This is a genomic window from Streptomyces sp. NPDC002669 (assembly GCF_042889165.1).
Taxonomy (GTDB): domain Bacteria; phylum Actinomycetota; class Actinomycetes; order Streptomycetales; family Streptomycetaceae; genus Streptomyces.
This window is the reverse complement of the sequence record NZ_JBIAQQ010000003.1, coordinates 26,225-52,505: the sequence shown is the minus strand read 5'-3', so window position 1 is coordinate 52,505 and position 26,281 is coordinate 26,225. Positions and strand designations below refer to the sequence as shown.

The 26,281-nt window shown below is 72.5% G+C and carries 27 protein-coding genes; 15 read left to right on the top strand and 12 right to left on the bottom strand.

Annotation, left to right across the window (positions count from 1 at the left end; all coding sequences use genetic code 11):
* Window positions 1-80 precede the first annotated feature (80 nt).
* Window positions 81-971 carry a neutral zinc metallopeptidase gene (locus tag ACFYW1_RS05070; RefSeq protein ID WP_388987171.1) on the bottom strand — a complete coding sequence of 297 codons (891 nt, stop codon included), beginning with the start codon at window positions 969-971 and terminating at the stop codon, window positions 81-83.
* A 267-nt stretch (window positions 972-1,238) separates the two neighbouring features.
* On the opposite strand from ACFYW1_RS05070, the gene ACFYW1_RS05065 reads away from it, so the two are divergent.
* The 3 genes from ACFYW1_RS05065 (at window position 1,239) to ACFYW1_RS05055 (ending at window position 4,341) form a co-directional block, all read left to right on the top strand.
* Window positions 1,239-2,837, top strand: coding sequence for an ABC-F family ATP-binding cassette domain-containing protein (locus ACFYW1_RS05065; protein ID WP_385597738.1), 1,599 nt, complete (start codon window positions 1,239-1,241; stop codon window positions 2,835-2,837).
* Between the two features lie 341 nt (window positions 2,838-3,178).
* Entirely contained in the window at window positions 3,179-3,400 is a 222-nt protein-coding gene (locus ACFYW1_RS05060; protein ID WP_018518904.1) for a helix-turn-helix domain-containing protein, read from the top strand.
* 149 nt (window positions 3,401-3,549) lie between these two features.
* Window positions 3,550-4,341: an enoyl-CoA hydratase/isomerase family protein gene (locus tag ACFYW1_RS05055; RefSeq protein WP_388987167.1), complete on the top strand. Its 792-nt coding sequence runs from the start codon at window positions 3,550-3,552 to the stop codon at window positions 4,339-4,341.
* A gap of 121 nt (window positions 4,342-4,462) precedes the next feature.
* On the opposite strand, the gene ACFYW1_RS05050 is transcribed toward ACFYW1_RS05055, so the two are convergent.
* On the bottom strand, window positions 4,463-5,182 hold the full coding sequence (locus tag ACFYW1_RS05050) for a hypothetical protein (protein WP_388987164.1): 720 nt from the start codon (window positions 5,180-5,182) through the stop codon (window positions 4,463-4,465).
* A gap of 92 nt (window positions 5,183-5,274) precedes the next feature.
* Here ACFYW1_RS05050 and ACFYW1_RS05045 point away from each other — a divergent pair, with 92 nt between their 5' ends.
* Genes ACFYW1_RS05045 through amaP form a run of 5 tightly spaced genes read left to right on the top strand, consistent with a single transcriptional unit; the run spans window position 5,275 to window position 7,589 of the window.
* The gene (locus ACFYW1_RS05045; protein WP_388987161.1) at window positions 5,275-5,751 is read left to right on the top strand and encodes an Asp23/Gls24 family envelope stress response protein; all 477 of its coding nucleotides are present in this window, start codon (window positions 5,275-5,277) and stop codon (window positions 5,749-5,751) included.
* Window positions 5,752-5,783: 32 nt separating this feature from the next.
* Window positions 5,784-5,975, top strand: coding sequence for a hypothetical protein (locus ACFYW1_RS05040; protein ID WP_356934498.1), 192 nt, complete (start codon window positions 5,784-5,786; stop codon window positions 5,973-5,975).
* Entirely contained in the window at window positions 5,972-6,334 is a 363-nt protein-coding gene (locus ACFYW1_RS05035) for a hypothetical protein (RefSeq protein WP_388987157.1), read from the top strand. The genes ACFYW1_RS05040 and ACFYW1_RS05035 overlap by 4 nt, the downstream gene beginning before the upstream one ends.
* Entirely contained in the window at window positions 6,331-7,005 is a 675-nt protein-coding gene (locus ACFYW1_RS05030; protein ID WP_388987154.1) for a DUF6286 domain-containing protein, read from the top strand. The genes ACFYW1_RS05035 and ACFYW1_RS05030 overlap by 4 nt, the downstream gene beginning before the upstream one ends.
* Before the next feature lie 5 nt (window positions 7,006-7,010).
* A complete protein-coding gene (amaP, locus tag ACFYW1_RS05025; protein ID WP_388987151.1) occupies window positions 7,011-7,589 on the top strand; it encodes an alkaline shock response membrane anchor protein AmaP in 579 nt (192 codons plus the stop codon).
* Between the two features lie 66 nt (window positions 7,590-7,655).
* Here amaP and ACFYW1_RS05020 read toward each other — a convergent pair whose 3' ends face one another.
* The 5 genes from ACFYW1_RS05020 to ACFYW1_RS05000 form a co-directional block, all read right to left on the bottom strand.
* The gene (locus ACFYW1_RS05020) at window positions 7,656-8,411 is read right to left on the bottom strand and encodes an SDR family oxidoreductase (RefSeq protein WP_388987148.1); all 756 of its coding nucleotides are present in this window, start codon (window positions 8,409-8,411) and stop codon (window positions 7,656-7,658) included.
* A gap of 4 nt (window positions 8,412-8,415) precedes the next feature.
* Complete coding sequence (locus ACFYW1_RS05015) at window positions 8,416-10,215, bottom strand: glycoside hydrolase family 15 protein (protein ID WP_388987145.1); 1,800 nt, start codon at window positions 10,213-10,215, stop codon at window positions 8,416-8,418.
* Between the two features lie 102 nt (window positions 10,216-10,317).
* Window positions 10,318-11,136 carry an SURF1 family protein gene (locus tag ACFYW1_RS05010; protein WP_388987142.1) on the bottom strand — a complete coding sequence of 273 codons (819 nt, stop codon included), beginning with the start codon at window positions 11,134-11,136 and terminating at the stop codon, window positions 10,318-10,320.
* A 72-nt stretch (window positions 11,137-11,208) separates the two neighbouring features.
* The gene (locus ACFYW1_RS05005; protein WP_078532401.1) at window positions 11,209-11,442 is read right to left on the bottom strand and encodes a hypothetical protein; all 234 of its coding nucleotides are present in this window, start codon (window positions 11,440-11,442) and stop codon (window positions 11,209-11,211) included.
* 64 nt (window positions 11,443-11,506) lie between these two features.
* Complete coding sequence (locus ACFYW1_RS05000; RefSeq protein WP_388987138.1) at window positions 11,507-12,505, bottom strand: DEDDh family exonuclease; 999 nt, start codon at window positions 12,503-12,505, stop codon at window positions 11,507-11,509.
* 134 nt (window positions 12,506-12,639) lie between these two features.
* On the opposite strand from ACFYW1_RS05000, the gene ACFYW1_RS04995 reads away from it, so the two are divergent.
* On the top strand, window positions 12,640-13,353 hold the full coding sequence (locus ACFYW1_RS04995) for a VIT family protein (protein WP_388987135.1): 714 nt from the start codon (window positions 12,640-12,642) through the stop codon (window positions 13,351-13,353).
* A gap of 13 nt (window positions 13,354-13,366) precedes the next feature.
* Here the strand turns inward: ACFYW1_RS04995 and ACFYW1_RS04990 are convergent, their stop codons facing one another.
* Window positions 13,367-16,462 (bottom strand): NACHT domain-containing protein, encoded by a 3,096-nt coding sequence (locus ACFYW1_RS04990; protein ID WP_388987132.1) that lies wholly within the window; start codon window positions 16,460-16,462, stop codon window positions 13,367-13,369.
* A 149-nt stretch (window positions 16,463-16,611) separates the two neighbouring features.
* Here ACFYW1_RS04990 and ACFYW1_RS04985 point away from each other — a divergent pair, with 149 nt between their 5' ends.
* Window positions 16,612-17,496 carry a sterol desaturase family protein gene (locus tag ACFYW1_RS04985; RefSeq protein ID WP_388987129.1) on the top strand — a complete coding sequence of 295 codons (885 nt, stop codon included), beginning with the start codon at window positions 16,612-16,614 and terminating at the stop codon, window positions 17,494-17,496.
* Window positions 17,493-18,248 carry a lysoplasmalogenase gene (locus ACFYW1_RS04980; protein ID WP_388987127.1) on the top strand — a complete coding sequence of 252 codons (756 nt, stop codon included), beginning with the start codon at window positions 17,493-17,495 and terminating at the stop codon, window positions 18,246-18,248. Before ACFYW1_RS04985 ends, ACFYW1_RS04980 begins: the two co-directional genes overlap by 4 nt.
* Window positions 18,249-18,254: 6 nt before the next feature.
* On the opposite strand, the gene ACFYW1_RS04975 is transcribed toward ACFYW1_RS04980, so the two are convergent.
* The gene (locus tag ACFYW1_RS04975) at window positions 18,255-19,685 is read right to left on the bottom strand and encodes a CoA transferase (RefSeq protein ID WP_388987124.1); all 1,431 of its coding nucleotides are present in this window, start codon (window positions 19,683-19,685) and stop codon (window positions 18,255-18,257) included.
* A 180-nt stretch (window positions 19,686-19,865) separates the two neighbouring features.
* Window positions 19,866-21,401, bottom strand: coding sequence for a S8 family serine peptidase (locus tag ACFYW1_RS04970; protein ID WP_388987121.1), 1,536 nt, complete (start codon window positions 21,399-21,401; stop codon window positions 19,866-19,868).
* Between the two features lie 299 nt (window positions 21,402-21,700).
* On the opposite strand from ACFYW1_RS04970, the gene ACFYW1_RS04965 reads away from it, so the two are divergent.
* From ACFYW1_RS04965 to moaA, 3 genes are all read left to right on the top strand, one after another.
* On the top strand, window positions 21,701-22,069 hold the full coding sequence (locus ACFYW1_RS04965) for a DUF485 domain-containing protein (protein ID WP_388987118.1): 369 nt from the start codon (window positions 21,701-21,703) through the stop codon (window positions 22,067-22,069).
* Window positions 22,066-23,706, top strand: a complete 1,641-nt coding sequence (locus ACFYW1_RS04960; protein WP_388987116.1) for a cation acetate symporter — start codon at window positions 22,066-22,068, stop codon at window positions 23,704-23,706. Before ACFYW1_RS04965 ends, ACFYW1_RS04960 begins: the two co-directional genes overlap by 4 nt.
* A gap of 174 nt (window positions 23,707-23,880) precedes the next feature.
* On the top strand, window positions 23,881-24,870 hold the full coding sequence (moaA, locus tag ACFYW1_RS04955) for a GTP 3',8-cyclase MoaA (protein ID WP_388987113.1): 990 nt from the start codon (window positions 23,881-23,883) through the stop codon (window positions 24,868-24,870).
* 25 nt (window positions 24,871-24,895) lie between these two features.
* Here the strand turns inward: moaA and ACFYW1_RS04950 are convergent, their stop codons facing one another.
* Both ACFYW1_RS04950 and ACFYW1_RS04945 read right to left on the bottom strand, forming a co-directional pair.
* The gene (locus tag ACFYW1_RS04950; RefSeq protein WP_388987110.1) at window positions 24,896-25,147 is read right to left on the bottom strand and encodes a hypothetical protein; all 252 of its coding nucleotides are present in this window, start codon (window positions 25,145-25,147) and stop codon (window positions 24,896-24,898) included.
* A gap of 241 nt (window positions 25,148-25,388) precedes the next feature.
* Window positions 25,389-25,754: a DUF3099 domain-containing protein gene (locus ACFYW1_RS04945; RefSeq protein WP_388987108.1), complete on the bottom strand. Its 366-nt coding sequence runs from the start codon at window positions 25,752-25,754 to the stop codon at window positions 25,389-25,391.
* Between the two features lie 243 nt (window positions 25,755-25,997).
* Between ACFYW1_RS04945 and ACFYW1_RS04940 the strand changes: the two genes are divergently transcribed.
* Entirely contained in the window at window positions 25,998-26,273 is a 276-nt protein-coding gene (locus ACFYW1_RS04940; protein WP_388987106.1) for a GlsB/YeaQ/YmgE family stress response membrane protein, read from the top strand.
* Window positions 26,274-26,281 lie beyond the last annotated feature (8 nt).

Below are 26,281 nucleotides of genomic sequence, written 5' to 3'. Positions count from 1 at the left end.
CGTCTCAGTCTTCCATCGGTCACCGACAACGGCCCGGCCACCGACAACGGCCCGGCCACCGGCGACGGCCCGGCCGGGGCTCAGCGGAAGGTGTTGCAGTCGGCCATGTCGCCGCTGCGGAAACCGGTGGTGAACCACTGCTGCCGCTGCGCCGCCGAGCCGTGCGTCCAGGACTCCGGCGTGACCCGGCCCTGGAACTTCTCCTGGATCCGGTCGTCGCCGACCGCGGCCGCCGCATCCAGCCCGTCCCGGATGTCCGTCTGCGTCAGCGAGGTGATCAGCGGCCGCCCGGTCGCCCCGTCCGGGGTGGTCGTCGCGTGGTGCGCCCAGACCCCGGCGTAGCAGTCCGCCTGCAGCTCGACCCTGACCGCGTTGCTGTCCGCGCCGGTCCGCCCGTCCTGCGACCGCTCCAGCGTCCCCATCAGGTCCTGCACGTGGTGCCCGTACTCGTGGGCCACGACGTACGCCTGGGCGAACGGTCCGCCGCCGGCGCCGAACTTCGTCCGCAGCTCGTCGAAGAACCCCAGGTCCAGGTAGACCTTCCGGTCGCCGGGGCAGTAGAACGGCCCGACCGCCGAGGTCGCGGAGCCGCAGGCGGTGCCGATCCGGTCGGAGAACAGGATCGTCCGCGAGGGCGTGTACGTTCCCTGCCGCCGCCGGAACTCCTGCTCCCAGTAGTCCTGCACGCTGTTGACCACGGCGACCGTCCGGCAGTCGTCCCGGTTGTTCGCGTCCTGCCCGGTCCGGCAGTCCTGTTCCACCTGTGCGGCCGACGAGGCGGTCGGCGTCGCGTCCGGGTCGCCGGACGACAGGCCGAGCTGCTCGGGGCCCACGCCGAAGAACAGCCCCAGGATCAGCGCGATGATGCCGACGATGCCGCCGCCCACGGTGGCCCGGCCGCCCGGGATGCGGCTGCCGCGCACGTCCTGGACCTCGGACGTGTCCAGATCGGCGTCGTCGTCGAACTGCATGGGCACCACCCTCCGCTCCGGCCGCGACCGCCTCGCCGCCTCCGTCGAGTATCGGGCGGTTCATTCGGTGATGCCCTTTTTTGTCGCGCGGTGGAGCGGTGCGGTGACGCCGCGCGAGATGCGGGGGAGGGGGACGGGTGCGGGCGGAAAAGCAGTTGCACGCCCCCAGTAGAATGGCCCCCATGGCAATTCTCCTTGTGCATTGAGCGGCGTCGAGACACCTCCGCCCTCGTCCCGTCCGCCGTCCAACCGCCCTGGAGTTTTACCGTGATCACCGCTTCCGGCATCGAGCTGCGCGCCGGCGCCCGAGTCCTCATCGAGTCCGCCTCCTTCCGCATCGCCAAGGGCGACCGCATCGGCCTCGTCGGCCGCAACGGAGCGGGCAAGACCACGCTCACCAAGTGCCTCGCGGGCGAGGGGAACCCGGCCGGCGGCACCATCACCCGCTCCGGCGAGGTGGGCTACCTCCCGCAGGACCCCCGCACCGGCGACCTCGACGTGCTCGCCCGCGACCGCATCCTCTCCGCCCGCGGCCTCGACGAGATCCTGCGCAAGATGCGGGAGAACGAGGACCGGATGGCGAACGGCAAGGGCGCCACCCGCGAGAAGGCGATGAAGAAGTACGAGCGCCTGGAGACGGAGTTCCTCACCAAGGGCGGATACGCCGCCGAGGCCGAGGCCGCCACCATCGCCGCCGCGCTCAGCCTGCCCGACCGGGTGCTCGGACAGCCGCTCCACACGCTCTCCGGCGGTCAGCGCCGCCGCGTCGAGCTGGCCCGCATCCTGTTCTCGGACGCCGACATCCTGCTGCTCGACGAGCCGACGAACCACCTCGACGCCGACTCGATCGTCTGGCTGCGCGAGTACCTCAAGACCTACCGCGGCGGCTTCATCGTGATCTCCCACGACGTCGAGCTGGTCGAGACGGTCGTCAACAAGGTCTTCTACCTCGACGCCAACCGCTCGCAGATCGACGTCTACAACATGGGCTGGAAGCTCTACCAGCAGCAGCGCGAGGCCGACGAGAAGCGCCGCAAGCGCGAGCGGCAGAACGCCGAGAAGAAGGCCGCGGCCCTCAACTCGCAGGCCGACAAGATGCGCGCCAAGGCCACCAAGACCGTCGCCGCGCAGAACATGGCCAAGCGCGCCGACCGGCTGCTGGCCGGGCTGGAGGCCGTCCGGGTCTCCGACAAGGTCGCCAAGCTGCGCTTCCCCGAGCCCGCACCGTGCGGGAAGACCCCCCTGATGGCGGAGGGCCTGTCCAAGTCCTACGGCTCGCTGGAGATCTTCACCGACGTCGACCTCGCCATCGACAAGGGCTCCCGGGTCGTCATCCTCGGCCTCAACGGCGCGGGCAAGACCACCCTGCTCCGGCTCCTCGGCGGCGCGGAGAAGCCCGACACCGGCCAGGTGATCGAGGGTCACGGACTCAAGCTCGGCTACTACGCCCAGGAGCACGAGACCCTGGACCCGGACCGCACGGTCCTGGAGAACATGCGCTCCGCGGCGCCCGACCTCGACCTCGTCGAGGTCCGCAAGACCCTGGGCTCCTTCCTCTTCTCCGGCGACGACGTCGACAAGCCCGCCGGGGTCCTCTCCGGCGGCGAGAAGACCCGTCTCGCGCTGGCCACCCTGGTGGTCTCCTCCGCCAACGTGCTGCTCCTGGACGAGCCGACGAACAACCTCGACCCGGCCAGCCGCGAGGAGATCCTCGGCGCGCTGCGCACGTACAAGGGCGCCGTCGTCCTCGTGACGCACGACGAGGGAGCGGTCGAGGCGCTCCAGCCGGAGCGCATCATCCTGCTGCCGGACGGCGTCGAGGACCTGTGGGGCGCGGACTACCAGGACCTGGTCGCGCTGGCCTGAACCGGCCCGGCGCAGGTTTGATCCACTCCGTCTGGATCATTCGGCCCATGCGTGATCCGTCATCTGTGTGATGACGTCTCGTACCCCGGTGCGGTGCCCGGCAGATGCCTGCCGGGCACACCCATTCGGACCCGGGAAAACCCGTGCGGCCCTGACCTGCTGATTCGCCCCGCACCTCGCCCCACCCGCCCCCGCAGCCCCACGGAACAAAGGATTCCGGTCGCCCGATCCCGTTTCCCGGACGGCAATCCGGTTGCACGGACCTTGCCGAATGGGTGGCCAGGAAGCTGCCGAGGGGTGATCATGAGAGTCCAGAGCGCACTTCCCATGAGGAGGCACGGGTGGCCGAGACTCTGAAGAAGGGCAGCCGGGTGACCGGCGCCGCGCGCGACAAGCTCGCGGCAGACCTGAAGAAGAAGTACGACTCCGGTGCGAGCATCCGGGCGCTGGCCGAGGAAACCGGCCGCTCCTACGGATTCGTCCACCGGATGCTCAGTGAGTCCGGAGTCACGCTGCGGGGACGCGGCGGAGCGACGCGGGGCAAGAAGGCCGCCACGGCCTGACGGCCACCGGCGGTCGGGACGGGTCGTGCGGCCGTCCCGGAGTTCACCGTTCCTGACGGTGGCCACCCGGTCGATCGTACGGTCGACCGGGTGGTTACTGTTCAGTCACTTAGCTTCGTGTGCTGACTGAACGGATCCGGAGGCGCCCCATGACCTCGCTCGACCCCGTGCTCGACAAGGACGGCGTACGACTCACCGTCGACGACGCGGTCGCCACGGTGACCCTCACCAACCCGGCCAGGCGCAACGCCCAGTCTCCCGCTCTGTGGCGGGCGTTGACGGAAGCCGGGCGGGCGCTGCCCGGCAGCGTGCGGGTCGTCGTGCTCCGCGGCGAGGGCAAGTCGTTCTCCGCCGGGCTCGACCGGCAGGCGTTCACCCCCGAGGGATTCGACGGCGAGCCGTCCTTCCTCGACATGGCGCGCGGTTCGCAGGACGAGCTCGACGCGACCATCGCCGAGTACCAGGAGGCGTTCACCTGGTGGCGTCGCAACGACATCGTGTCGATCGCGGCCGTCCAGGGACACGCGATCGGTGCCGGTTTCCAGCTGGCCCTCGCCTGCGATCTTCGGATCGTGGCCGAGGACGTGCAGTTCGCCATGCGGGAGACCAGTCTCGGACTGGTTCCCGACCTCACCGGCACGCACCCCCTGGTGCACCTGGTGGGGTACGCCCGCGCGCTCGAAATCTGCGCCACGGGCCGCTTCGTCCACGCCGAGGAGGCCGAACGCACCGGTCTGGCCAACCTCGTGGTCCCCGCCGACGAGCTGGACGGCGCGGCCCGTGACCTGGCCGGCGCGCTGCTGGCCGCCCCGCGCGACGCGGTCGTGGAGACCAAGGCGCTGCTGGGCGGTGCGGTCTCGCGCGGCTACGAGGAACAGCGCGTCGCCGAACGTGCCGCGCAGGGCCGCCGACTGCGCGACCTGGCGGGCATCACCGACTGACCCCGCGGGCCCGTGGACCCGCAGACCCGTGGGCGGAGCCGGCCGGACCGGTTCCGCCCACGGGTTCCGTGCGCCCGGGCGGCCGTCGGCGAGGGGTGCGCCGGCTCCGCCCGTTTACCGCTCAGTCGAGTCCCGTCACCCGGTCGCGTTCCACCACCGCGGTGACCAGTACCGCGACCGAGGGACGCCCCTCCACCGCGGCCGCCACCGCGCCCCGCACGGCGCGTGCCACGTCGAGCGCCCGGTGCGCGGGGTCCGTCGCCAGTTCGACCCGCACCCGCCCCGGGTCCGTGTGCACCGGGTGTCCCAGTGTCCGGGTCAGCGTCACCACTCCCGGAACCCCGGCGGCGGCCCGCCCCGCGTCCTCCGTCGCCCGTGCCCCGCGCACTTCGACCGGTGTGGGGGACGTCCGTTCGGGCGGTGTGTCCAGCAGCTCCGTCACCCGTACGTCCACCTCCGCCACCACCAGGCCCAGCCGGTCCCGGGCCGCCGTGAACAGGGCCGAACGCAGTGCGTCGGCGGCGGCCGGAAGCGGCCGGCCGGGCAGGGCCGACATGGTCGCCCCGATCCGCAACGGCCCCGGCGGCAGGGCGCTCGGCGGTGGTTCCACCTCCGGCTCCGGGGCCTGATCAGGGGCGGCCACCGCGATCCTGAGCCGCCCGAGCACCCCGTCCCGCTCCTGCTCCGCCATCGCGCCGCGCAGCACCGCGACCGCCGCCCGCTCGGCGATCCAGGCCCCGTCGGCCGGACCACCCAGCGGGAGCAGCCGTCCGAGGCCGAGCCGCTGCCCGACCGCCGCCGCCCATCCGCCCGCCCGCTGCGGGCCCTCACCCGTCGTCATGCCCCCAGCCTGCCGCATCCATGGCGCAAGACGTCGCAACCCCACCTAATGTGGGCAAAGAGGGGCTAATCATCCCGAAGGGAAGAGTGGCGATGACCGACACCACACAGCGCAACCGGTCCGATGGCCCGGACCGGGAATCGAGTCCGCTCGTCAAGCGTGGCGGGGGAGCCCCCGCCACCCGCGGCCGGACCACCATCGCCGACGGCGTGGTCGAGAAGATCGCGGGAATGGCGGCCCGTGACGTGGTCGGCGTCCACGCGATGGGCAGCGGCCTGTCGCGCACGTTCGGCGCGGTGCGCGACCGGGTGCCCGGCGGGGGCGGCGGCAAGGCCGTCACCCGCGGGGTGAAGGCGGAGGTCGGCGAGTCCCAGACCGCCCTCGACCTGGAGATCGTCGTCGACTACGGCGTCTCGATCTCCGACGTCGCCCGTGACGTGCGGGAGAACGTGGTCGCGGCGGTGGAGCGGATGACCGGTCTGGAGGTCGTCGAGGTCAACATCGCGGTGAGCGACGTGAAACTGCCCGACGAGGACGAGGACGAACAGCCCGAGCCGCGACTTCAGTAGGTCCCGGGCACGAGGCAGTCGAGGAGCGCACGATGAGCATGGCTGTGGTCGGCATGGTGGCGGGCATGGCGCTCGGATTCGCCGGGTATTTCGGCGGGTTCGGGGCCTTCCTGCTGGTGGCCGCATTGGGGGCGGTCGGTTTCGTGGTCGGCCGCTTCGTGGAGGGCGACCTGGAACCCGGCGACTTCTTCCGGAGTCGCGAGCGCGGCGACCGGCGCCGGTGACGGCGGTGCCGGGGGTGAGCCGCAAGATTGCCGCAGGTGAACGCGGGGAGACCCGGATCGCCGACCGGGTGGTCGCGAAGATCGCCGCACAGGCGGCGAAGGAGGCGATCGAGGAACCGCCGCAGCGGGGCGCCGCACCGCGCGCCACGGTCACGGTGCACCGGGACACCGCCCGGGTGCGGGTCAGCCTGGAACTCCGCTACCCCTCCGACATCGGCCGCCAGTGCGGCGGGGTGCGCCGCCGGGTCGCCGAGCGGGTCGGGGAACTGGCGGGAATGGACGTGCCCGAGGTGGCCGTACAGGTCGAGCGGCTGCATCCGGTGGGAGCGGGCGCCGGGGCACCGGGGAGGGTCCGATGAGCGAGCCCCTGGAACCGGAGCACGAGGCGCGGCCACTGCCCGCCACCGGCCCCACCGGGGACGTGCTCGCACCCGACCGGTCCTCGTCGTCCGCCGCGCCCGCCCCCGTGCCCGCACGGCGGAACGGCCGCGCGGGCCGCTTCTGGTCCGCGCGCCGCGTCCCCGCGGCGGTCCTCGCCCTGCTGGTCCTCGGCGGCACCGCCCTGCTGCTCTACGACGTGGCGGCGGTACGGGCCGACCGCCCGGCGATGCGGTGGCGCCGGGTGCTGGCCGATGAACTGGCCGAACGCCCGCTGGAGAACACCTGGGTCCTCGCCGCCGCGGCCCTCGCCGTGCTGATCGGGCTCTGGCTGCTCGTGCTGGCCCTCACCCCCGGACTGCGCGCCCTGCTGCCGATGCGCCGCGACCGCCCCGGCGTCCGGGCCGCCCTCGACCGGTCCGCGGCCGCCCTGGTCCTGCGCGACCGCGCCGTCGAGGTGGCCGGTGTGCAGTCGGTACGGGTCCGGGCGGGCCGCGGCCGGGCGGTGGTGCGCGCCGTGTCGCACTTCCGGGAACTCGACGACGTACGGGCCGACCTGGACACCGTGCTCGGGGCCGCCGTGGGGGAGCTGGGACTGGCCCGGCCGCCGAGGCTGTCCGTGCACGTCCGCCGACCCGCGAAGAAGGGGTGAGTCCGTTGCTCGGTACCGTCAACCGGCTGCTGCTCGGCCTGGCCGGACTGGTGCTGCTCTGCGGTGGCGGCGCGGTGCTCGCCGCCGGGCTCGGCCTCGCCGTGCCGTCCTGGTGGCCCTGGCACGGCAGGACCGACGTGCTGCTCGACGCGGCCGACCGGCACCGCTGGCGCGACCAGGGCTGGTGGTGGCCGACGGTCATCGCGGCCCTGGCCGTCGTGGTCGTCCTGGCCCTGTGGTGGTTCCTGGCCCAGCTGCGCCGTGCCCGGCTCGCCGAGGTGCTGGTGGACAGCGGCGACGGCGAGGGGGCCCGGCTGCGGGGCCGGGCCCTGGAGGAAGTGCTCGCCGACGAGGCGGGGAACCTGGACGGGGTGGCCCGCGCCCGGGTCGCGCTGACCGGCCGGCGCTCCGCGCCGCGCGTCCGGATCCGGCTGCGGATGGAGCCGCACGCGGCACCCGACGAGACGCTCGGCCGCCTCACCGACGAGGCGCTGGCCCACGCCCGGGAATCGGCGGGCCTGGCCGAACTGCCGGCCGAGGTACGGCTGCGGGAGGTCGGGCACCGGGCGGAACGGGTGAGCTGACGGCCCCGGCCCGGGAACCCCCGCCGGACGCCCGGCAACGGCACGGTTCCCGGGCCCGGGAACCGCTCAGAAACCGTGCCGGGAGCCGCCGTCGACCGGCACCATGATGCCCGTCAGGTACGACGCCGCAGGCGACAGCAGGAACGCCGCGGTCCGCCCGAACTCCTCCGGCGTGCCGTAGCGCCGCAGCGGGATGCGCGCCTCGTTGGCGGCGCGGGCGGCCTCCGCGTCGCCCGAGAGCGCGTCCAGCTCGCGGACCCGGTCCGTGTCGATCCGGGCCGGCAGCACCCCCACCACCCGGATGCCCCGGGGCCCCAGCTCGTCGGCCAGGGACTTGGCGAAGCCCGCCAGACCGGGGCGCAGCCCGTTGGAGATGGTCAGCCCGGCGATCGGCTCGTGCACGGAACCGGAGAGCACGAAGCCGATGACCCCGCCCTCGCCGAGCGCGGCCGCCGCGGTCCTGGCCAGCCGCACCGCGCCCAGGAACACCGACTCGAAGGCCGACTGCCACTGCTCGTCGGTGTTGTCGGCGACGAAACCGGGCGCGGGCCCGCCGACGCTGATGAGGATGCCGTCGAGCCGCCCGAACCGCTCGTGCGCCGCGTCCACCAGACGCCGGGCGGAGGCGGGGTCGGCGTTGTCGGCGACGAGGCCGACCGCGTCCGGGCCCAGTTCGGCGGCGGCCTTCCCGACGCCCCGCTCGTCCCGCCCGGTGATGATCACCCGTGCGCCGTCGGCGGCCAGTGCCGCGGCGGTGGCGTTGCCCAGCCCGCGGGTCGCCCCGGTGACGATGTACACACGGTCCTTCAGTCCAAGATCCATGGCCCTATCCTGCCGTGTCGGTCTCCAGGGTGTCCTGCCCGGCCAGTGCCATGGCGGTGCCCACCAGGCCGATGTGGCTGAACGCCTGCGGGAAGTTGCCGAGTTGCCGCCGTTTGCCGGTGTCGTACTCCTCGGCGAGCAGCCCCACGTCGTTGCGCAGCTCCAGCAGCTGCCGGAACAGTTCCTCCGCCTCCTTGGCGCGCCCGGTCAGGCGCAGGGCGTCGGCCATCCAGAACGAGCAGGCCAGGAAGGCCCCTTCGGTGCCGGGCAGCCCGTCGACCGAGACGCCGTCCGTGCTGTAGCGGCGGACCAGGCAGCCGCTGCCCAGCTCGGCCCGGACCGCGTCGACCGTCCCGATCACCCGGGGATCGTCCGGCGGCAGGAACCCGGTGCGGGCGATCAGCAGCGTCGCGGCGTCCAGCTCCTGGGAGCCGTAGGACTGGGTGAAGGTGTTCCGCACCGGGTCGAACCCCTTCTCGCACACCTCCCGGTGCACGGCGTCCCGCATGGCCCGCCACCGGTCGGCGTCCCCGGCCAGCGAGGGGTTCTGCTCCAGGGTGAGCACGGCCCGGTCCGCGGCGACCCAGGCCATGACCTTGGAGTGCACGAAGTGGCGGCGCCGGCCGCGGATCTCCCAGAGCCCCTCGTCCGGCTCGCGCCAGGTGGACTCCAGGAAGCCGAGCAGGCTCAACTGGAGGTTCCAGGCGTGCGGCTTGTCGTCCAGGCCCGCCTCGCGCGCGAGCCGCAGGGAGTCGATGACCTCGCCGTAGACGTCGAGCTGGCGCTGGCGGACCGCCGCGTTGCCGATCCGGACCGGGGTGGAGTTCTCGTACCCGCGCAGCCACGACAGCTCCGCCTCGGGCAGCCGCCGCTCGCCCGCGAGGCCGTACATGATCTGGAGGTCGGCGGGGTCGCCGGCGACCGCCCGCAGCAGCCAGTCCCGCCAGGCCGCGGCCTCCTCCAGGTAACCGGCCGAGACCAGGGCGTCCAGGGTCAGCGTGGAGTCCCGCAGCCAGCAGAAGCGGTAGTCCCAGTTCCGTACGCCGCCGATCTCCTCCGGCAGCGAGGTGGTGGGGGCCGCGACGATGCCGCCGGTCGGCGCGAAGGTGAGCGCCTTCAGCGTGATCAGCGAACGGATCACCGCCTCCCGGTACGGGCCCCGGTACCTGCACCGCGAGGACCACTCGGCCCAGTCGGCCAGGGTGGTCTCCAGGGCCACGTGCGGGTCGACGAGGTCGGGGCGGGGCGAGTGCGAGGGGTGCCAGGTCAGGACGAACGCCACCTTCTCGCCCGCCGCGACGGTGAACGACGAGCAGGTGGAGAACTGCTGCCCCCAGGTTTTGACCGGCGGTTCGCTGCGCAGCCAGGCCGAGTCCGGCCCCGCGACCGCCACCCGGTGCCCCTGCGAGCGGCGCACCCACGGCACGACGGAGCCGAAGTCGAAGCGCAGCCGGAGCACCGAACTCATGTCGACGTTGCCGCTGACGCCCTCGACGATCCGCATGACATCGGGTTCCCGGTCGCGCTGCGGCATGAAGTCGATGACCTTGACCGTGCCGGTACGGGTCTCCCAGACCGTCTCCAGGACGAGGGAGTCGCCCACGTAGCCGCGCCGGGTGCAGTTCTCCGCACCCTTCGGGGCGATCCGCCAGTGGCCGTTCTCCTCGTCGCCGAGCAGGGCGGCGAAGCAGGCACCCGAGTCGAAGCGGGGCAGACAGAGCCAGTCGACGGAACCGTTCCTGCCGACCAGGGCGGCCGTCTGGAGATCGCCGATGAGGGCGTAGTCCTCGATGAGTGGGGTCACGTTCTGGCGTGTTCCCGGACCGGGGCCCCATTAAGCAACACAGACACCCGGGTCGCCCGGTAGCAGTCCGTACCCGCCCCGCCCCCGCCCGCGGACACGGCGTCAGGCCGTCGCGGGCTCCGGCTTCCCGGGCCTGCCGGGCTCCTCCGGGTCGGAATCGGACGCCTCCGCCGCCGCCCGGGCCCGGTCGCGCTTCTCCCGGCGGGCGAGCACCACGTAGCCGACCGGTACACCGGCGGCGAACAGCCACCACTGCACGGCGTACGCCATGTGCGGGCCGATCGAACCGGAGTCGGGGGACTCGATCAGCTCCGGGGAGCCGTCGACCGGCTCGGGCGCGGTCTGCTCGATGTAGCCGCCGAGCACCGGACGGGAGAGCCGCTCGGCCTCCTGGGCGCTGCTGATCAGCATCACCTGGCGGTCCGGCAGGTCCGAGATGTTCTTGATGCCGCTGGCGTCCGTCGTCTCGTCGGCCTTGAGCCGCCCGGTGACGGTCACCTCGCCCCGGGGCACGGGCGGCACCTCGGGGAAGTCGCGCTGGCTCGCGGCGGGGGGCACCCAGCCGCGGTTGACCAGGACCGTGCCGCCGCCCTTGAGGTCGAGCGGGATCAGCACGTGGAAGCCGACCCGGTCGTCGGAGGAGGTCCTGCGGCGCACGACCACCTGGTGCGCGGGGTCGTACGTGCCGGTGGCCGTCACCGTACGCCAGTAGTCGGCCCGCGGGACCGTGTGACCCGGGGAGGTGAGCGAGGCGACCGGGACCGGCTTCGCCTTGAGGTTGCGGGAGATCAGGGCGTTCTGCGCGACCTTGTGCTCATGCCGGTGGAACTGCCAGAAACCCAGCTCGACCATCGTGGGAATCAGGACGAGGGCGAGGAGGGCGAGGAGAAGCCACTGCCGGGTCAACAGGAAGCGGTACACCCCACGACGGTACAACCGGGGTCGTGGGGTGCATCGCGCAGGGGTGGGGGAAGGAAGCGGGGCGGCCGGTGGTCAGACCTTGTCGATGATGCCCACCTTCCCCTCGGCGCGGGCGCAGTGCCCGCCGCAGAACCAGTGCCCCTCGACCTCGACGCCCTGGCCGATGATCTGGACCCGGCAGTGCTCGCAGATGGGTGCCATGCGGTGGATGGCGCAGGAGAAACAGTCGAAGACGTGCACCGCGCCCTGCGCGTGCACCTCGAAGGACATGCCGTAGTCGTTTCCGCAAACCTCGCAACGTGCCATGCGCCACAGGGTCGGACGCGAGGGCGGCGGCGGGCGAGCGGTGGGCGGGCGAGTCGCCGCCGGTTCACTCCGATGACGGCGTGGCAGGCCGCGCCGTCGAGGGTGCCACGTCGCGCAGCAGATGAGTGAACGCGCTCTCGTCCAGGATCGGGGTGCCGAACGACTTGGCCTTCACCGTCTTCGACGTCGCCGAGTCCGGGTCGTTGGTCACCAGCAGGCTGGTGAGCCGGGACACACTGGTCGCCACGTGCAGCCCGGCCTCCACCGCCCGGTCCTCCAGCAACTCGCGGTCGATGGAGGTGTCACCGGAGAACGCCACCCGCATCCCCTGCTTGAGCGGCTTGTCCTTCTCGTACCGCCCGGGGTTCGGATACGGGCACGCCGGGCGCTTGCGCGGGGCGCGCCAGGAGCTCTGACCGTACGAGGACCGGGAGCCGGTCCGCGGGGTGACCGGGGAGTCCGACCACTCGGTCAGCGGCCGGCACTCCAGCAGCGGCAGCCGCACCCCGTCCCGCGCCGCCGCGTGCAGGCTCGGCCGGAACGCCTCGGCCAGCACCCGGGCGTCGTCCAGCGCGTGGTGGGCGCGCTGCTGCACGACCCCGAAGTGCGCGGCCAGCGACTCCAGCTTGTGGTTGGGCAGCGGGAGCCGCAGCTCCTTGGAGAGCGCGATGGTGCACAGCCGCTGCTGTACGGGGGCGAGGACGGAGGCCCGCGCGTACTCCCGGGCCAGCATCGACCAGTCGAAGGCCGCGTTGTGCGCGACCAGGACCCGGCCCGTGAGCCGCTCGGACAGCTGGGCGGCGATCTCCGGGAAGAGCGGAGCGCCTTCGAGCACGTCGCTGGTCAGGCCGTGGATCCAGACCGGACCGGGATCACGCTCCGGGTTGACGAGGGTGTACCAGTGGTCCTCGACGTCGCCCCGGGCGTCCAGACGGTAGACGGCGGCGGACACTATCCGGTCGTCCCGGGCGAGCCCGGTGGTCTCCACGTCGACGACCGCGTACCCCTGCGGGTAGGAGGTCGGCCATGGTCCTGCGGTCTGGCGGTCGTCGAGCATGGTCACAGAGAATACGGGCCGCGACTGACAGTCTCCTATTCCGGCCGCTCCCGGCTTCCCCCGTTCCGGCCGCCCCCGGTTTCCCGTACACGCCGGTGTCTCCGCGGGTCCGCGAGGGGGTGGGGTGAGACCATCCCCGGGTGACGGATTCCCGGACGCATCACGAACCGCACGGCAACGGGCTCGGCACCCGGCTCAACTGGCTGCGTGCCGCCGTCCTCGGCGCCAACGACGGGGTGGTCTCCACCGCGGGCCTGGTCGTCGGCGTGGCCGGTGCCACCGCGGACCGCGGCACCCTGCTCACGGCCGGCCTGGCGGGGCTGCTGGCCGGGTCCATGTCGATGGCGGCGGGCGAGTACGTGTCGGTCTCCACCCAGCGCGATTCGGAGATGGCCGCGCTGGCGACGGAGAAGCAGGAACTGATGGAGGCCCCGGAGGCGGAGCTGGAGGAGCTGACCGGCCTGCTGGAGGGCAAGGGGCTGAGCCGCGAGGTCGCCCGCGAGGCCGCCGTCCAGCTCACCGAACGCGACGCTCTGCGCGCCCACGCGGCGGTCGAACTGGGCATCGATCCGGACGAGCTGACGAACCCGTGGCACGCGGCGGGCGCCAGCTTCCTGGCGTTCACGGTCGGCGCGCTGCTGCCGCTGCTGGCGATCGTGCTCCCGCCGTCCGACGTGCGGCTCCCGGTGACCGTGCTGTCGGTGCTCGCCGCCCTCGCCCTGACGGGCTGGTGGAGCGCTCGCCTGGGCGAGGCGGCGGCGGGGCCCGCGGTGCTGCGGAACATGGGCGGCGGAGCGCTGGCGATGGCGGTCACGTACGGGGCGGGGGAGTTGCTGGGGGCGGTGGGGGTGTGAGGGGGCAGGTCTCTCAGGCGGGCCGTACGAGGCGCTCGGGAGGAAAGAGTTCGGTGCCGGTGGCCACCGTCTCGCTGCCGAGGTGGATCGTGAGGTCGTCGAGACCGGCCAGGGGGGTCAGGTCGACCGGCCCGTCGTCCCACGTGTTGTACACGTACAGCCGGGTCAGCGCGGGCAGCTCCCGGAGGGACCCCAGGCCCTCGGTGAACAGGCAGTGGGAGAGGGTGAGCGTCCGCAGGGAACCGAGGCAGGTGAGTACGCCCAGGTCGGGAAGGGCCAGTCGGCTGAGGTCGAGCCGGGTGAGGCGCCGGAGGGACGGGATGCTGCCCAGGAGCCGGACGTGCCGCAGATCCCACAGCCCGAGCTCCTCCAGCTCGGTGCACCGTTCGATGCCTTCCAGGCTCATGTTCCCGACCTGGGGGCCGAAGGACAGCGACCTGAGACGGGGACTCAGCGCCAGCCCGGAGAGGCCGTCGACGGGGAAACGATGGTTCAGGAAGAGCCCGCGGATCTCCGTGAGCGGCTCCAGATGCTCCTTGGGCAGGCCGGGATCCAGTTGGCTCAGGGAGAGCCAGGTCAGCGGAAGGCCCGCCAGCGGGCGGAGATCACGGACCCGGGGGCACAGGCTGAGCCCCACCCCGGTGAGCGAGGCCATCCGGGCCAGGGGGCCGACATCGCTCAGCGCCGCGTTGTCGTAGACGAAGATTCGCTCCAGCTCGCGCCGGGGGATCAGACAGGTGAGGTCCTCGTGGTCGCCCTCCAGGCGGACTCGCCGTGCCACCGGGATGTGCCGGAGCGCGGCCAGTTGCCGGACGTCCGTCACGGACAGGCTGACCTTGTCCCACGTCTGCGCCGCGAGTATTTCCCGGGCGTAGACCTCGGTGTCGAACTTGTCCCAGGCATAGGTCAGCTGGGCGGCCGACCACTCCCGCTCGTCCTCCCGGTAGCGGTTGACCACCTCGTACGCCGCCTCGCCGCCGACGAGGGCCGCCGTCAGCACCACGTACCCCGCCGCGTACTCGCCCTCCACCTCCTCCGGCCCCGGCAGCAGTTCCAGCACCAGTTCGCCGACCTCGGCCAGCGCCTCCGCCTCCGCCTGGGTGCGCGGCGGCAGCAGCTCCGCCGTCCGCTCCTGGACCTCGGTGCGCACCGCCGGGTCCAGTTCCGGTGCGTGTTCCAGGCTTGCCGCCGCGAGCAGGACGAGCCGATGCCGGTGCTTCTGGGTCTGGTCCGCGCGCTTGAGCAACCGCCGCAGCAGCCGGGCCCGTTCGTCGGGGCGGGCGTGGCCCACCGCCATCTGGACCACGTCGTGCCACTGGTCGTCGTGCGCGTGCTTGACCAGGACGCCGAAGTCGCGGGCCTCCACCGCCGCTTTGGCGCCCAGGTAGTCCTGGAACGTCCGGTGCACGAACCCCACCGCGCCCGGGGCGGGTTCGCGGAGCAGGCCGCTGCGGATCAGCAGGTGCGCGAACACCTGCTCCGGCGTCCCCCGCACCTGGGGCATCGCCGTCAGCCACTCGGCGACCATCGCCCCGGCCTCGTCGCGGTCCGCCTCCACCTGGCCGTTGCGGATCAGCCAGTACGCCAGCCGCTGGAGCAGCGCCGTCTGCTCCTCGCGGGTCAGGTCCACGCCCTCGACCCCGGTGATCTCCCGCTCGGTGTCCCGGCGCACCAGCAGCATGTCCAGCGCCGCGTCGTACAACTCCTTGCGGGCGCGCGGGAGTTGCATTCTGCGGTCCCGGTTCAGTGCGCACAGCAGGGCGCACATCAGCGGGTTTGTCGCGAGCCGCGCCAGGTCGCGGCGCATGCCCACCGCGCGCCGCAACGAGGTCTCGTACACGTCCAGTCGATCGCGTTCCTCGGGGCCGTCGCACTCGGAGCGGGCCGCCGCGTGCCAGTGGTCGACGAACGAGCGGATGTCCTTCTGGTTCATCGGCAGCAGGGAGTGCGCCTCGAATCCGGAGCCGGACAGCCAGCTCTCCGGCACCGCGGACGGCCGGGTCGTGACGACGTACCGGGCCCGCGGGTAGGCCGTGATCAAGTCCTTGAGCCAGCGCTCGGTCCGGCTGCGCAGCCGCGTCGGGACCTCGTCCACCCCGTCGACCAGGACCAGCGCCCGGCCCTCGGTCAGCAGCCGGTCCGCCCAGCCGGCGGGCGCCGCGCCGTGCAGCGGCACCCCGGCCGCGCGCAGGAACTCCTCGGGCGTGGGCAGGGTTCCGTGCACGGTGAACGCGCGCAGCCGCAGGACGAAGGGCACACAGCGGTTCCAGTCCGCCAGGGCGGGGCCGAACGTGCGGCGGGCGGCGTTCACCGCGAGCCACTGCACCAGCGTGCTCTTGCCCGAACCGGCCGGGCCCCGCAGCAGCAGCCGGTCCGTCCCGGACAGCGCCTGCTCGACGGAGACCGTCACCGAGGCCGGGTGGTCCAGCATGCTCTGCCGGGCACCGTTGCCGCTCACGGACAGGCTGATGTAGGCCGTCTCCAGCGGCCACTCGGCCGCCGACCGCCCGAGCGTCAGCCCGAACAGGCCCATCCGGCTGTGTGCCGCGGCCATGAAATCCGCGTACCGGTGCTCGAAGTCCAGGGCGGCGGCATCCGGGCGCGGGCCGACCCGTTCGCGGACGTCCGCCACCAGCTCCCGCGTCCGCTCCGTCGCGCGGGCCTGCTCCACGGCCGCCCGCGCCATGAACGACGGCTGGGCGGACAGCTGCTCCATGGCGTGCGCGCAGCACCGGCCGAGCAGCTCCTCGTACAGCTCGACCGCCCGCCCCGAGAGGCCCGCGGCGGGCGCCGACAGCTCGGCGCGCAGCCGCTCGGGCTCCAGGCCGACGGCGAACAGCCGGTCCGCCGTCAGCTCGCCCGCCGCCGCGAAGGTGTCCCGCACCGCCTCCACGGCGGCCAGCCGCTCGTGCTCGGCCAGCCCGGCGTACGACTGCGTCAGCCGTTCGCCGAGCACCCCCGCCAGCCGGTCCGGTTTCGCCGGGCGGGGGAGCGGGCGCACCGGATCCGGGACCAGGCCCGCCCCCGGCCGCGGCGCGACCAGTGACCTGGTCACCGTGCCGATGACCGTCGTCGCCAGCCGGACCAGCGCAACTTCCAGACCCTGCACGGCATTTCCTCCCCGGGGCGGCTCAGGTCACAGGGATCGTACGACGGGCGCGTTGGCAGAAGTCACCAAAGGCTGTTGACAACGCGTCTCGCATACTTGTTGGTAACAACGTCTGGTCCTTGGCCCACCTGCGGCTCTACGGTGCTGGCATGCCGACGAACCTGCCCGATGTAGTGCTCTGGTCCATACCGGCCTTCGTCCTGCTCACCGTCCTGGAAATGGCCCTCCACCACTTCCACCCCGACGAGGAGGCCGCCGGGTACGAGACGAAGGACACCGTCACCAGCATCAGCATGGGGCTGGGCAGCCTGGCCTTCGACCTGTTGTGGAAAGTGCCCGTCGTCGCGATCTACACCGCCGTCCACGAACTGACCCCGCTGCGCGTCCCCGTGCTGTGGTGGACCGTTCTGCTGATGCTGCTCGCGCAGGACTTCTTCTACTACTGGTCGCACCGCGGCCACCACGTCATCCGGATCCTCTGGGCCTGCCACGTGGTCCACCACTCCAGCCGGAAGTTCAACCTCTCCACCGCGCTGCGCCAGCCCTGGACCTCGCTGACCGTCTGGCCGTTCTACCTGCCGATGATCGCCTGCGGGGTCCACCCGGCCGCGCTCGCCTTCTGCTCCTCGGCCAACCTCGTCTACCAGTTCTGGGTGCACACCGAACGTGTCGACAAGCTGCCCAGGCCCTTCGAGTACGTGCTGAACACGCCCTCCCACCACCGGGTGCACCACGCGTCGCAGGGCGGCTACCTGGACCGGAACTTCGGCGGCATCCTGATCGTCTGGGACCGGCTCTTCGGGTCCTTCACGGCCGAGACGGAGCGTCCCGTGTTCGGCCTCACCAAGAACATCGACACGTTCAACCCGCTGCGGGTCGCCACCCACGAGTACGCCGCCATCGCCCGCGACGTACGGGCGGCGGGCAGCTGGAGCGAGCGCGCCGGGCGGATCTTCCGCGGACCGGGCTGGCAGCCGGCGGCGGCCTCCGCGACCACGACCATCACCCTTCCCACCGAGGAGCGCGCCGGATGAGCGCCGAAGCCGACCGGCACCGCCGGACGAACACCGGTACCGACACCGACCGGGGCCCCCGCGGCGCTGACCGGACAGGAGCCGGCGCCGGCCCGGGCCGCCGGGACCGCCTCGTGCGCCCGCTGCTCGTCGCGTTCCTCGTGGCCTGCGCCGTCGACCTCGTCGGCGTGCTCGCCGGGATCGAGCTCGCCCACCAGATCGCGAAACCCCTGCTGATGCCGCTGCTGGCGGGGTACGCCCTCGCCCGGCGCGGCCCCCGGCTGCTCGTCGCGGCGCTGCTGTTCGGCTGGGGCGGCGACACCTTCCTGCTGCTCGGCTCCGACCCGGCCTTCCTGGTCGGGATGGGCTCCTTCGCCGTCGGCCACGTCTGCTACCTGTGGCTCTTCGGACGGGCCCACAGCTCACCGGCGGCCGCGCTCGGGTACGCGGTGGCCCTGACCGTCTTCGTCGCGCTGCTCTGGAACGGGCTGCCCGCGGACCTGCGGGTGCCGATGGCCGGCTACAGCCTGCTGCTCACGGCGATGGCGTGCCGGGCCGGTGTCCTCGGCGTGCGCGCGGCCGTCGGCGGAGGGCTGTTCCTGCTCTCCGACGGGCTGATCGCCACCGGGATCGCCGACTGGCCGCAACTGCCCGCCCCCGACTTCTGGGTCATGCTCACCTACCTCGCGGCGCAGTACCTGCTGACCACCGGGGCGCTCGACCCCGCCCCGGCGCGGGCGGGGCGCACCGCGACGGACGGGCCCCGGGACTGAGGACGTTCACCGGGCCGCGAGCCAGCCGGGCCGGTCCGCCCCCAGCGGGCCGGGCGGGCGCGGCCAGTTCGCGGGGGAGCCGTCGAAGGCGACCGCCGGCAGCGCGTGCCGCAGCCGGCCCAGCGGGCTGTCCGTCTCCGTGAGCCACTTCTCCGGGTCGTACGACGCGTACGCCCCGTCGGCGCCGGGGCCGTCCGGGGCCGGGGCGGGCAGCTCGTCCAGCAGCCAGGCGGCGGTACGGGCCAGCGAGAGCGTGACCAGCCGGGAGCCGCCCCCGTCGTGCTGCTCGGTCAGGGCCCGCAGCACGGCGGCGGCCAGCAGATAGCCGGTGCCGTGGTCCAGCGCCTGCGCGGGCAGCGCACCCGGCGGGCCCCCGGGCCCGGCCTGGACCGAGGCGATGCCCGTGGCCACCTGCACCAGACTGTCGAAGCCGCGCCGCTCCGCCCACGGGCCCGAGAGCCCCCAGGCCGACAACCGCCCGACGACCAGCCCCGGCCTGCGCGCGGCCAGGGCCCGGGGCGTCAGCCCGAACCGGTCCAGCGCCCCCGGCCGGTACCCGACGACGACCACGTCCACGTCGTCCAGCAACGCGTCGAGAGCGGCCCTGCCGGAAGGGCGGTCGAGATCCAGGTCCGCCGACCGCTTCCCGAAACCGGTGTCGGCGTGCGCGTCCGGGCTCTCCGGCAGCCGCGGCGAGTCGATCCGCAGCACGTCCGCGCCGAGCAGCGCCAGGGCCCGGGTGGCGACGGGCCCGGCGATCACCCGGGTGAGGTCCAGCACGCGCAGCCCGGCGGCGGGCAGCCCGGGCTCACCACCGGACGTCGCCGCCCGGCGCACCGGCGCGTCGTCGAGCCGTTCCCCGGCCACCAGCGGCGTGCCCGCCAGGGCGGCGCCCCGCGGATCGGCCGCCCACTGCGCCGGGGTGCGGGCGGCCACGGCCAGGCCGCCCGCCGCGTACACCGTCCGCTCGATCTCCTCGCCCCGGCGCCCGGCGAACGAGGCGGCCACCGCCGCCACCGCGACCTCGTCCGGGGTGTCCGCGGGCAGCCCAAGCACGGCGAGCAACCGGGCCCGGTGGTGCGGGTAGTTGGCGTGCGTACGGACCCAGCCGTCCGCCGAGCGCCAGAACCTGGACAACGGGGCGAAGGTGGCCGCCGCCCGCCCGTCGATCCGCAGATGGCGCTCGCCGGTGAACGCCGTCGCCACCGCGCCGTCGTCGATCCGCACCCGTGGCACCGGGCCGCCGGTCCGGCGGGCGGCCAGCTCGGCGGCGGCCAGCGAGCAGACCGCCACGGTGGACCGGGCCAGCTCCATGACGGGCAGCCGCGCGGGGAGCGCCCCGCCGCGGCCGGCCGTCCCGATGCGGGCGAGCAGCGCGGGATCGCCGCCCAGCGCCGCCCACGCCTGTTCGATGCCGGATGCACGTACCTGGTTCATCCTCGCACTATGGCACCGGGTGCCACCCCGGAGGAAGAGCCCCCGAGCCCCCGGGCCCCCGGGCCCCCGGGCCCCCGGAGCCTCGGAGTCACGGAGCCCCGGAGTCACGGCGCCCCGGTGAACGGCGGGAGGGCCCGGTCGAAGACCCCGGACCCTCCCTTCGTGCCGCTTCCCGATCCGCTACCAGCGGACCGCGTTCAGCGCGTTCACCACACCGGCGCCGTAGAAGCCGTTGCGGTTCTTGCCGCCCTCGCAGACGGCGTCGATCGTGCCGTCGCCGTCGATGTCGTACGGCGCGCCGCACTCGGTGGCGTCGGCCTCCGCGAGCAGCAGCGCCTTCACCGCGGCCGCGGACGCGTACGGGTGCTTCGACTTGATCAGGGCCGCGACACCCGCGACGTGCGGGGAGGCCATCGACGTACCGGCCTTGTAGCCGTACTTGCCGTCCGGCAGCGTGGACAGGATCAGGCCGCTCGTGGCCGGCGGGGCGGGCGTCTGGTAGACCGTGGAGTCACCGCCCGGGGCCGCCACGTCGATGACGCCGTTCCCGTAGTTCGAGTACGAGGCCTTCAGGCCCTTGGCACCGGTCGCGGAGACCGTCACCACGCCCGGCAGCTGCGCGGGGATGTCCAGGCACTGGGACGGGTCGATGGTCCGGGAGCCGGGCGTGGTGTCGTTCGGGCTGGTGGTGTCCTCGATCGCGCCGGAGGCCAGGTCGAAGTCGCTGTTGCCGGCCGAGGCGACGTTGACCGCACCCTTGCGCTCCGCGTACCGCGTGGCACGGGCGACGGCCTCGACCAGGGCGCCCTGGTCCTCGTCCTCCTTGCAGTTGAACATCCACGGGTCGGTGTAATAGCTGTTGTTGGTGACGTCGACCCCGTGCTCGGCGGCCCAGACGAAGCTGCAGACGATCGACTCGGTGTAGAAGAAGCCGTCCGGGTTCGCCACCTTGATACCGGCGACCTTCACGCCCGGCGCGACGCCCGTTATGCCGATGCCGTTCTTCGCGGCGGCGATGGTGCCCGCCACGTGCGTGCCGTGGTTGCTCTCGCCGGCCTTCGGGCGCCAGGCGCCGTCGGTCGTGTCCGGCGCCCCGGAGACACAGCTCGCCGAGGACCCGCGGTCGAAGTTCGGCGCCAGGTCCGGGTGGGTGTCGTCGACGCCCGTGTCGATGACCGCGACCGTGACCTTGCTGCTGCCCAGCGTCTTCTTGTGCGCCTGGTCCGCCTTGATGGCGGGCAGGTCCCACTGCAGGGGCTCCATCGGGTCCTGGTCCGCCGTCGCCCGCGCCGCCGCGCTCTTCGTCTGGGCGGCGGTGAGCGGCTGCTCGTCCCCGGTGTCCGTGGTGGCCTGCGGGACGATGGGGTTGGTACGGGTGGCCCCTGCCGAATCCACGCCCTTGACCCGGCGGATCGTCTTCGCGAAGTCCGGGTTCTGCGAGTGGGCGACGATGACGCCGATCTGCTCGTAGGCGACCACCACCGTGCCACCGGCCGCGGCGATCGCCTTCTTCACCTGCTTGACCGTGCCGTGGTTTCCGCGCGTGTTGACCACGTAGGAGAGCTTCGGGCCGTCCGTCGACACCGTCGCCGCGGGCTGCGCGTCCACCGGTGCGGCGGAGGCGGCACCCGCGGGGAGGAAGCCGAGCGAGGCGGTGAGGGCCAGCCCGACGGGCAATGTCAGTGCGCGCGTCCGTCTGGATCCCAGCTGAGCCATGGGGTCTCCACATCATCCGTGCCGAGCGACCGGCACGGATGTGGCCGGTCGCGTACATGACGTGTGAAGTTATCGCTGATCATCCCCGATCATCAATGAGTTCGTGGTAACGGATTCGACCGGACAGCGGCGGGAGACGGCCGGAGAAGTACGTATCCGCGGTGAACCGCCCCGCGGAACCCTCCGTGCCCATGACGGGGAGAGCGCTCCCCGCCCCCGCCGGGAAGGGGTTTCGCACCCGGCCTTCCCGATGAGACCGACCGTCCCCCACCACCGCACCCGCGTCGCGAGGAGATTCCGTGGCTACCGATGCACCGCCGCCGCCCGAGGGCAGTACGGACACCCGCCCCACCCGGCCCACGACCGAGGCGTTCCTCGACGTGCAGGAGAGCAAGGAGTTCGGCGAACTGCGCCGCGCGCACCGTTCGTTCGCCTTCCCGCTGACCATTGCCTTCGTCCTCTGGTACCTGCTGTACGTGCTGCTGTCCAACTACGCGGGCGGCTTCATGGGCACCAAGGTGTACGGCAACATCAACGTGGCCTTCGTGTTCGGTCTCGCCCAGTTCGCCACCACCTTCCTCATCGCCTGGTTCTACTCGCGCCACGCCGCGGCGAAGCTCGACCCGAAGGCCGAGGCGATCAAGTCCCGCATGGAGGCCGACGCATGAGCACCGCGTACCACTCCCACACCGCCGTGACGCTGGCCGCCTCGTCCACCGGCGAACACCGGCCGCTGATCATCACCCTGTTCGCGGTCTTCGTCGCCGCCACCCTCGGCATCACCGTCTGGGCCGGCCGCCAGACCAAGAGCGCCGCCGACTTCTACGCGGGCGGCCGCCAGTTCACCGCCTTCCAGAACGGACTCGCGGTCTCCGGCGACTACATGTCCGCCGCCTCCTTCCTCGGCATCGCCGGCGCCATCGCCCTCTTCGGCTACGACGGCTTCCTGTACTCCATCGGCTTCCTCGTCGCCTGGCTGGTGGCCCTGCTCCTGGTCGCCGAACCGCTGCGCAACTCCGGCCGCTACACGATGGGCGACGTCCTCGCCTACCGGATGCGCCAGCGCCCGGTCCGCACCGCCGCCGGCGTCTCCACCATCGTCGTCTCGATCTTCTACCTGCTGGCGCAGATGGCGGGCGCGGGCGTCCTGGTCGCCCTCCTCCTCGGCATCACCAGCGACGCCGGCAAGATCCTCATCGTCTCCCTCGTCGGCGTCCTGATGATCGTGTACGTCACCATCGGCGGCATGAAGGGCACCACCTGGGTGCAGATGGTCAAGGCCGTCCTGCTGATCGCGGGCGCCCTGCTGATGACCTTCCTGGTGCTGCTGAAGTTCGACTTCAACATCTCCGACCTGCTGGGCACGGCCGCCACGAAGAGCGGCCACGGAGCGGCGTTCCTGGAACCCGGCCTCAAGTACGGCGTCACCGGCACCTCGAAGCTGGACTTCCTCTCCCTCGGCATCGCCCTCGTCCTCGGCACCGCCGGCCTGCCGCACATCCTGATCCGCTTCTACACGGTGCCGACCGCCAAGGCCGCCCGGAAGTCCGTCAACTGGGCCATCGGCATCATCGGCGCGTTCTACCTGATGACGATCGCGCTCGGCTTCGGCGCCGCGGCCCTGATCGGCCCGGCCGAGATCAAGGCCAAGAACCCGGCCGGGAACGCCGCCGCCCCGCAACTCGCCGAATACCTCGGCGGAGTCGGCTCCACCGGCGGCGCCGTGCTGCTCGCGGTGATCTCCGCCGTCGCCTTCGCCACCATCCTCGCCGTCGTCGCGGGGCTCACCCTCGCCTCCTCGTCCTCCTTCGCGCACGACATCTACGCCAACGTCATCCGCAGGGGCAAGGCCACCGAGAAGGAGGAGATGCGGGCGGCGCGCTGGGCCACCGTTCTCATCGGCGCGGTCGCGATCGTCCTGGGCGCCTTCGCCCGCGACATGAACGTCGCCGGGCTCGTGGCACTCGCCTTCGCCGTCGCCGCGTCCGCCAATCTGCCGACCATCCTCTACAGCCTCTTCTGGAAGCGGTTCACCACCCAGGGCGCGCTGTGGTCGATCTACGGCGGCCTGGCCAGCTCGGTGATCCTGGTGCTGTTCTCGCCGGTCGTCTCCGGCAACCCGAAGACGTCGATGTTCAAGGGCGTCGACTTCGCCTGGTTCCCGCTGGAGAACCCCGGCCTGATCTCCATCCCGCTGGGCTTCCTGCTCGGCTGGATCGGCTCCCTCCTCTCGAAGGAGGAGCCGGACAAGGGCAAGTACGCCGAGCTGGAGGTCAAGTCCCTCACCGGCGTCGGAGCGCACTGAACGAACACCGCACACGGCCGTGTCGTAGGACCCTACGACACGGCCGTGCCGCTCCTCGTGGCTTACGGGCCCCCCGCGATGTCACCGCTCTCGCGTAGTCTCGAAGGAGCCAGCCGGAACCGCCGCCCGGACACTCGGGGCCGGCACCGGAAAGCCACCGGGGGAGGGGGCCACATGCTCATCGACACCTACGGCAGGGTCGCCACCGACCTGCGCGTCTCACTGACCGACCGGTGCAACCTCCGGTGCACGTACTGCATGCCCGAGGAGGGCCTGCAGTGGCTGGCCAAGCCCGACCTGCTCAGCGACGACGAGATCGTCCGGCTGATCCGCATCGCCGTCACCCGGCTGGGCATCACCGAGGTCCGGTTCACCGGCGGCGAGCCGCTGCTGCGCCCCGGCCTGGTCTCCGTCGTCGAGCGGTGCGCGGCCCTGGACCCGCGCCCCAGGATGTCGCTCACCACCAACGGCATCGGACTGAAGCGCACCGCCGCCGCGCTCAGGGCGGCGGGGCTCGACCGGGTCAACGTCTCGCTGGACACCCTGCGCCCCGAGACCTTCAAGGCACTCACCCGCCGCGACCGCCTCCACGACGTGCTGGCCGGCCTCGAAGCCGCCCGCGACGCCGGACTCACCCCGGTCAAGGTCAACACCGTCCTCATGCCGGGACTCAACGACGACGAGGCCCCCGAACTGCTCGCCTGGGCCGTCGAGCACGACTACGAGCTCCGCTTCATCGAGCAGATGCCGCTCGACGCCCAGCACGGCTGGAAGCGCGACGGCATGATCACGGCGGGCGACATCCTCCAGTCGCTGCGCACCCGCTTCACCCTCACCGAGGAGGGCGAGACGGAACGCGGCTCCGCCCCCGCGGAGCGCTGGATCGTCGACGGCGGACCGCACCGGGTCGGGGTCATCGCCTCGGTCACCCGCCCCTTCTGCCGGGCCTGCGACCGGACCAGACTCACCGCCGACGGCCAGGTCCGCACCTGCCTCTTCGCCCGCGAGGAGACGGACCTGCGCGCCGCCCTGCGCTCGGACGCGCCCGACGAGGAGATCGCCCGGATCTGGACGGAGGCGATGTGGGGCAAGAAGGCCGGATCGGGACTGGACGACCCCTCCTTCCTCCAGCCGGACCGGCCCATGTCGGCGATCGGCGGCTAGGGTCTTTCGTTCGGATCGGGCCGGATCAGTGAGCGGGGTCCGGTCCGGCGGACTCCCACTCCGCCAGCGTCACCACATCCTTGAGGAAGCCGCGGACGCCGAGGAACGAGGAGAGGTGTTCCCGGTGCTCCTCGCAGGCCAGCCAGGTCTTGCGGCGCTCCGGGGTGTGCAGCTTCGGATTGTTCCAGGCGAGCACCCACACGGCGTCGGCCCGGCAGCCCTTGGCGGAACAGATGGGCGCGGCGGCGTCATCGGCCGCGGTATCAGGGGAGTTCACGGACTCAACCCTAGGCGGTGCCGCCGAGCCGGGGTTCCCCGGCCGTCCACGTCACCCCGTGCCGGAGAAAAGCGACGCCGAGCAGCCACGGGGGGAGCTGCCCGGCGTCGGTCTGTCGCTCCGACGGGGGATGCGGAGCGCCTACGCAGTATGTCACGCACACCGGGGTGCGGTGCACCGGAACTTCATGATTGATCTGAGGTTCTCTTGAGGATTCGGTGAGGGTCGCCCCCGGCCGGGCTCACGCCGACCCGGCACCCCGGGGTGTTTCGCCATTTTTCGGGCCGGGGTCCGTGCCGCCGGACACCGGCGCCGCGTCGAGGACCGGCCGCATCGGCGCCGGTACGAAGGTCGAGGGGAGCGAAGGGGTGTTCTCCCGGCCCGCGTTGGCGATGACCACCGCCACGTAGGGGAGCAGGACCCCGAGCACCAGGGCCACGATCGCGACGTACCGCTCCACGTTCCACAGCACGGCGGCCAGGATCACCGAAACCGTCCGCACGGACATCGAGATCACATAGCGCCGCTGTCTGCCGCGCACATCGTCCGCGAGTCCCTGCCGGGCCCCCGTGATCCGGAAGACCTCGTCGCCGCTCCGCTTCAGCATCACGTCTCCACCCTTCCCCCGACACCGGCGGACCGGGGCACCGCACTTCCCGCGCCGGACGCTCCCGGACCGGACCGCATCCACGGTACGCCCGGCCCGCGACGGCTACGAGACCGGGGCACGCCCGGTTCGTACACACCGGTACCCGTGTCGCACGTCCGGGCTCCCCCGACGTGCGGGCCGCGCCCCGTGGGCCGACACTGGGCGGGACATACGCGACATCGCGTCGCACGAGGAGGCGACATGGGCTGGCTGTGGGCAATCATCGTGGGGCTGGTGCTCGGCCTGATCGCGAAGGCGATCCTGCCGGGCAAACAGAACATCCCCCTCTGGCTGACAACCGTCTTCGGCATCATCGGCAGCGTCCTCGGCAACGCGGTCGCCACCTGGATCGGGGTGAACGACACCAAGGGCATCGACTGGACGCGCCATCTGCTCCAGCTGATCGGCGCGGTGGCCGTCGTCGGGGTCGGCGACATGCTGTGGGCCTCGATCCGCGGCACCAGACAGAGGACCTGAACCACCGG

Excerpts from the sequence above, each read along its gene's own strand:
- ACFYW1_RS05070 (WP_388987171.1), bottom strand. The coding sequence starts at position 971 with ATGCAGTTCGACGACGACGCCGATCTGGACACGTCCGAGGTCCAGGAC.
- ACFYW1_RS05055 (WP_388987167.1), top strand. The coding sequence starts at position 3,550 with ATGACCTCGCTCGACCCCGTGCTCGACAAGGACGGCGTACGACTCACC.
- ACFYW1_RS05050 (WP_388987164.1), bottom strand. The coding sequence starts at position 5,182 with ATGACGACGGGTGAGGGCCCGCAGCGGGCGGGCGGATGGGCGGCGGCG.
- ACFYW1_RS05045 (WP_388987161.1), top strand. The coding sequence starts at position 5,275 with ATGACCGACACCACACAGCGCAACCGGTCCGATGGCCCGGACCGGGAA.
- ACFYW1_RS05040 (WP_356934498.1), top strand. The coding sequence starts at position 5,784 with ATGAGCATGGCTGTGGTCGGCATGGTGGCGGGCATGGCGCTCGGATTC.
- ACFYW1_RS05030 (WP_388987154.1), top strand. The coding sequence starts at position 6,331 with ATGAGCGAGCCCCTGGAACCGGAGCACGAGGCGCGGCCACTGCCCGCC.
- ACFYW1_RS05020 (WP_388987148.1), bottom strand. The coding sequence starts at position 8,411 with ATGGATCTTGGACTGAAGGACCGTGTGTACATCGTCACCGGGGCGACC.
- ACFYW1_RS05005 (WP_078532401.1), bottom strand. The coding sequence starts at position 11,442 with ATGGCACGTTGCGAGGTTTGCGGAAACGACTACGGCATGTCCTTCGAG.
- ACFYW1_RS04985 (WP_388987129.1), top strand. The coding sequence starts at position 16,612 with ATGCCGACGAACCTGCCCGATGTAGTGCTCTGGTCCATACCGGCCTTC.
- ACFYW1_RS04980 (WP_388987127.1), top strand. The coding sequence starts at position 17,493 with ATGAGCGCCGAAGCCGACCGGCACCGCCGGACGAACACCGGTACCGAC.
- ACFYW1_RS04975 (WP_388987124.1), bottom strand. The coding sequence starts at position 19,685 with ATGAACCAGGTACGTGCATCCGGCATCGAACAGGCGTGGGCGGCGCTG.
- ACFYW1_RS04970 (WP_388987121.1), bottom strand. The coding sequence starts at position 21,401 with ATGGCTCAGCTGGGATCCAGACGGACGCGCGCACTGACATTGCCCGTC.
- ACFYW1_RS04960 (WP_388987116.1), top strand. The coding sequence starts at position 22,066 with ATGAGCACCGCGTACCACTCCCACACCGCCGTGACGCTGGCCGCCTCG.
- moaA (WP_388987113.1), top strand. The coding sequence starts at position 23,881 with ATGCTCATCGACACCTACGGCAGGGTCGCCACCGACCTGCGCGTCTCA.
- ACFYW1_RS04945 (WP_388987108.1), bottom strand. The coding sequence starts at position 25,754 with ATGCTGAAGCGGAGCGGCGACGAGGTCTTCCGGATCACGGGGGCCCGG.
- ACFYW1_RS04940 (WP_388987106.1), top strand. The coding sequence starts at position 25,998 with ATGGGCTGGCTGTGGGCAATCATCGTGGGGCTGGTGCTCGGCCTGATC.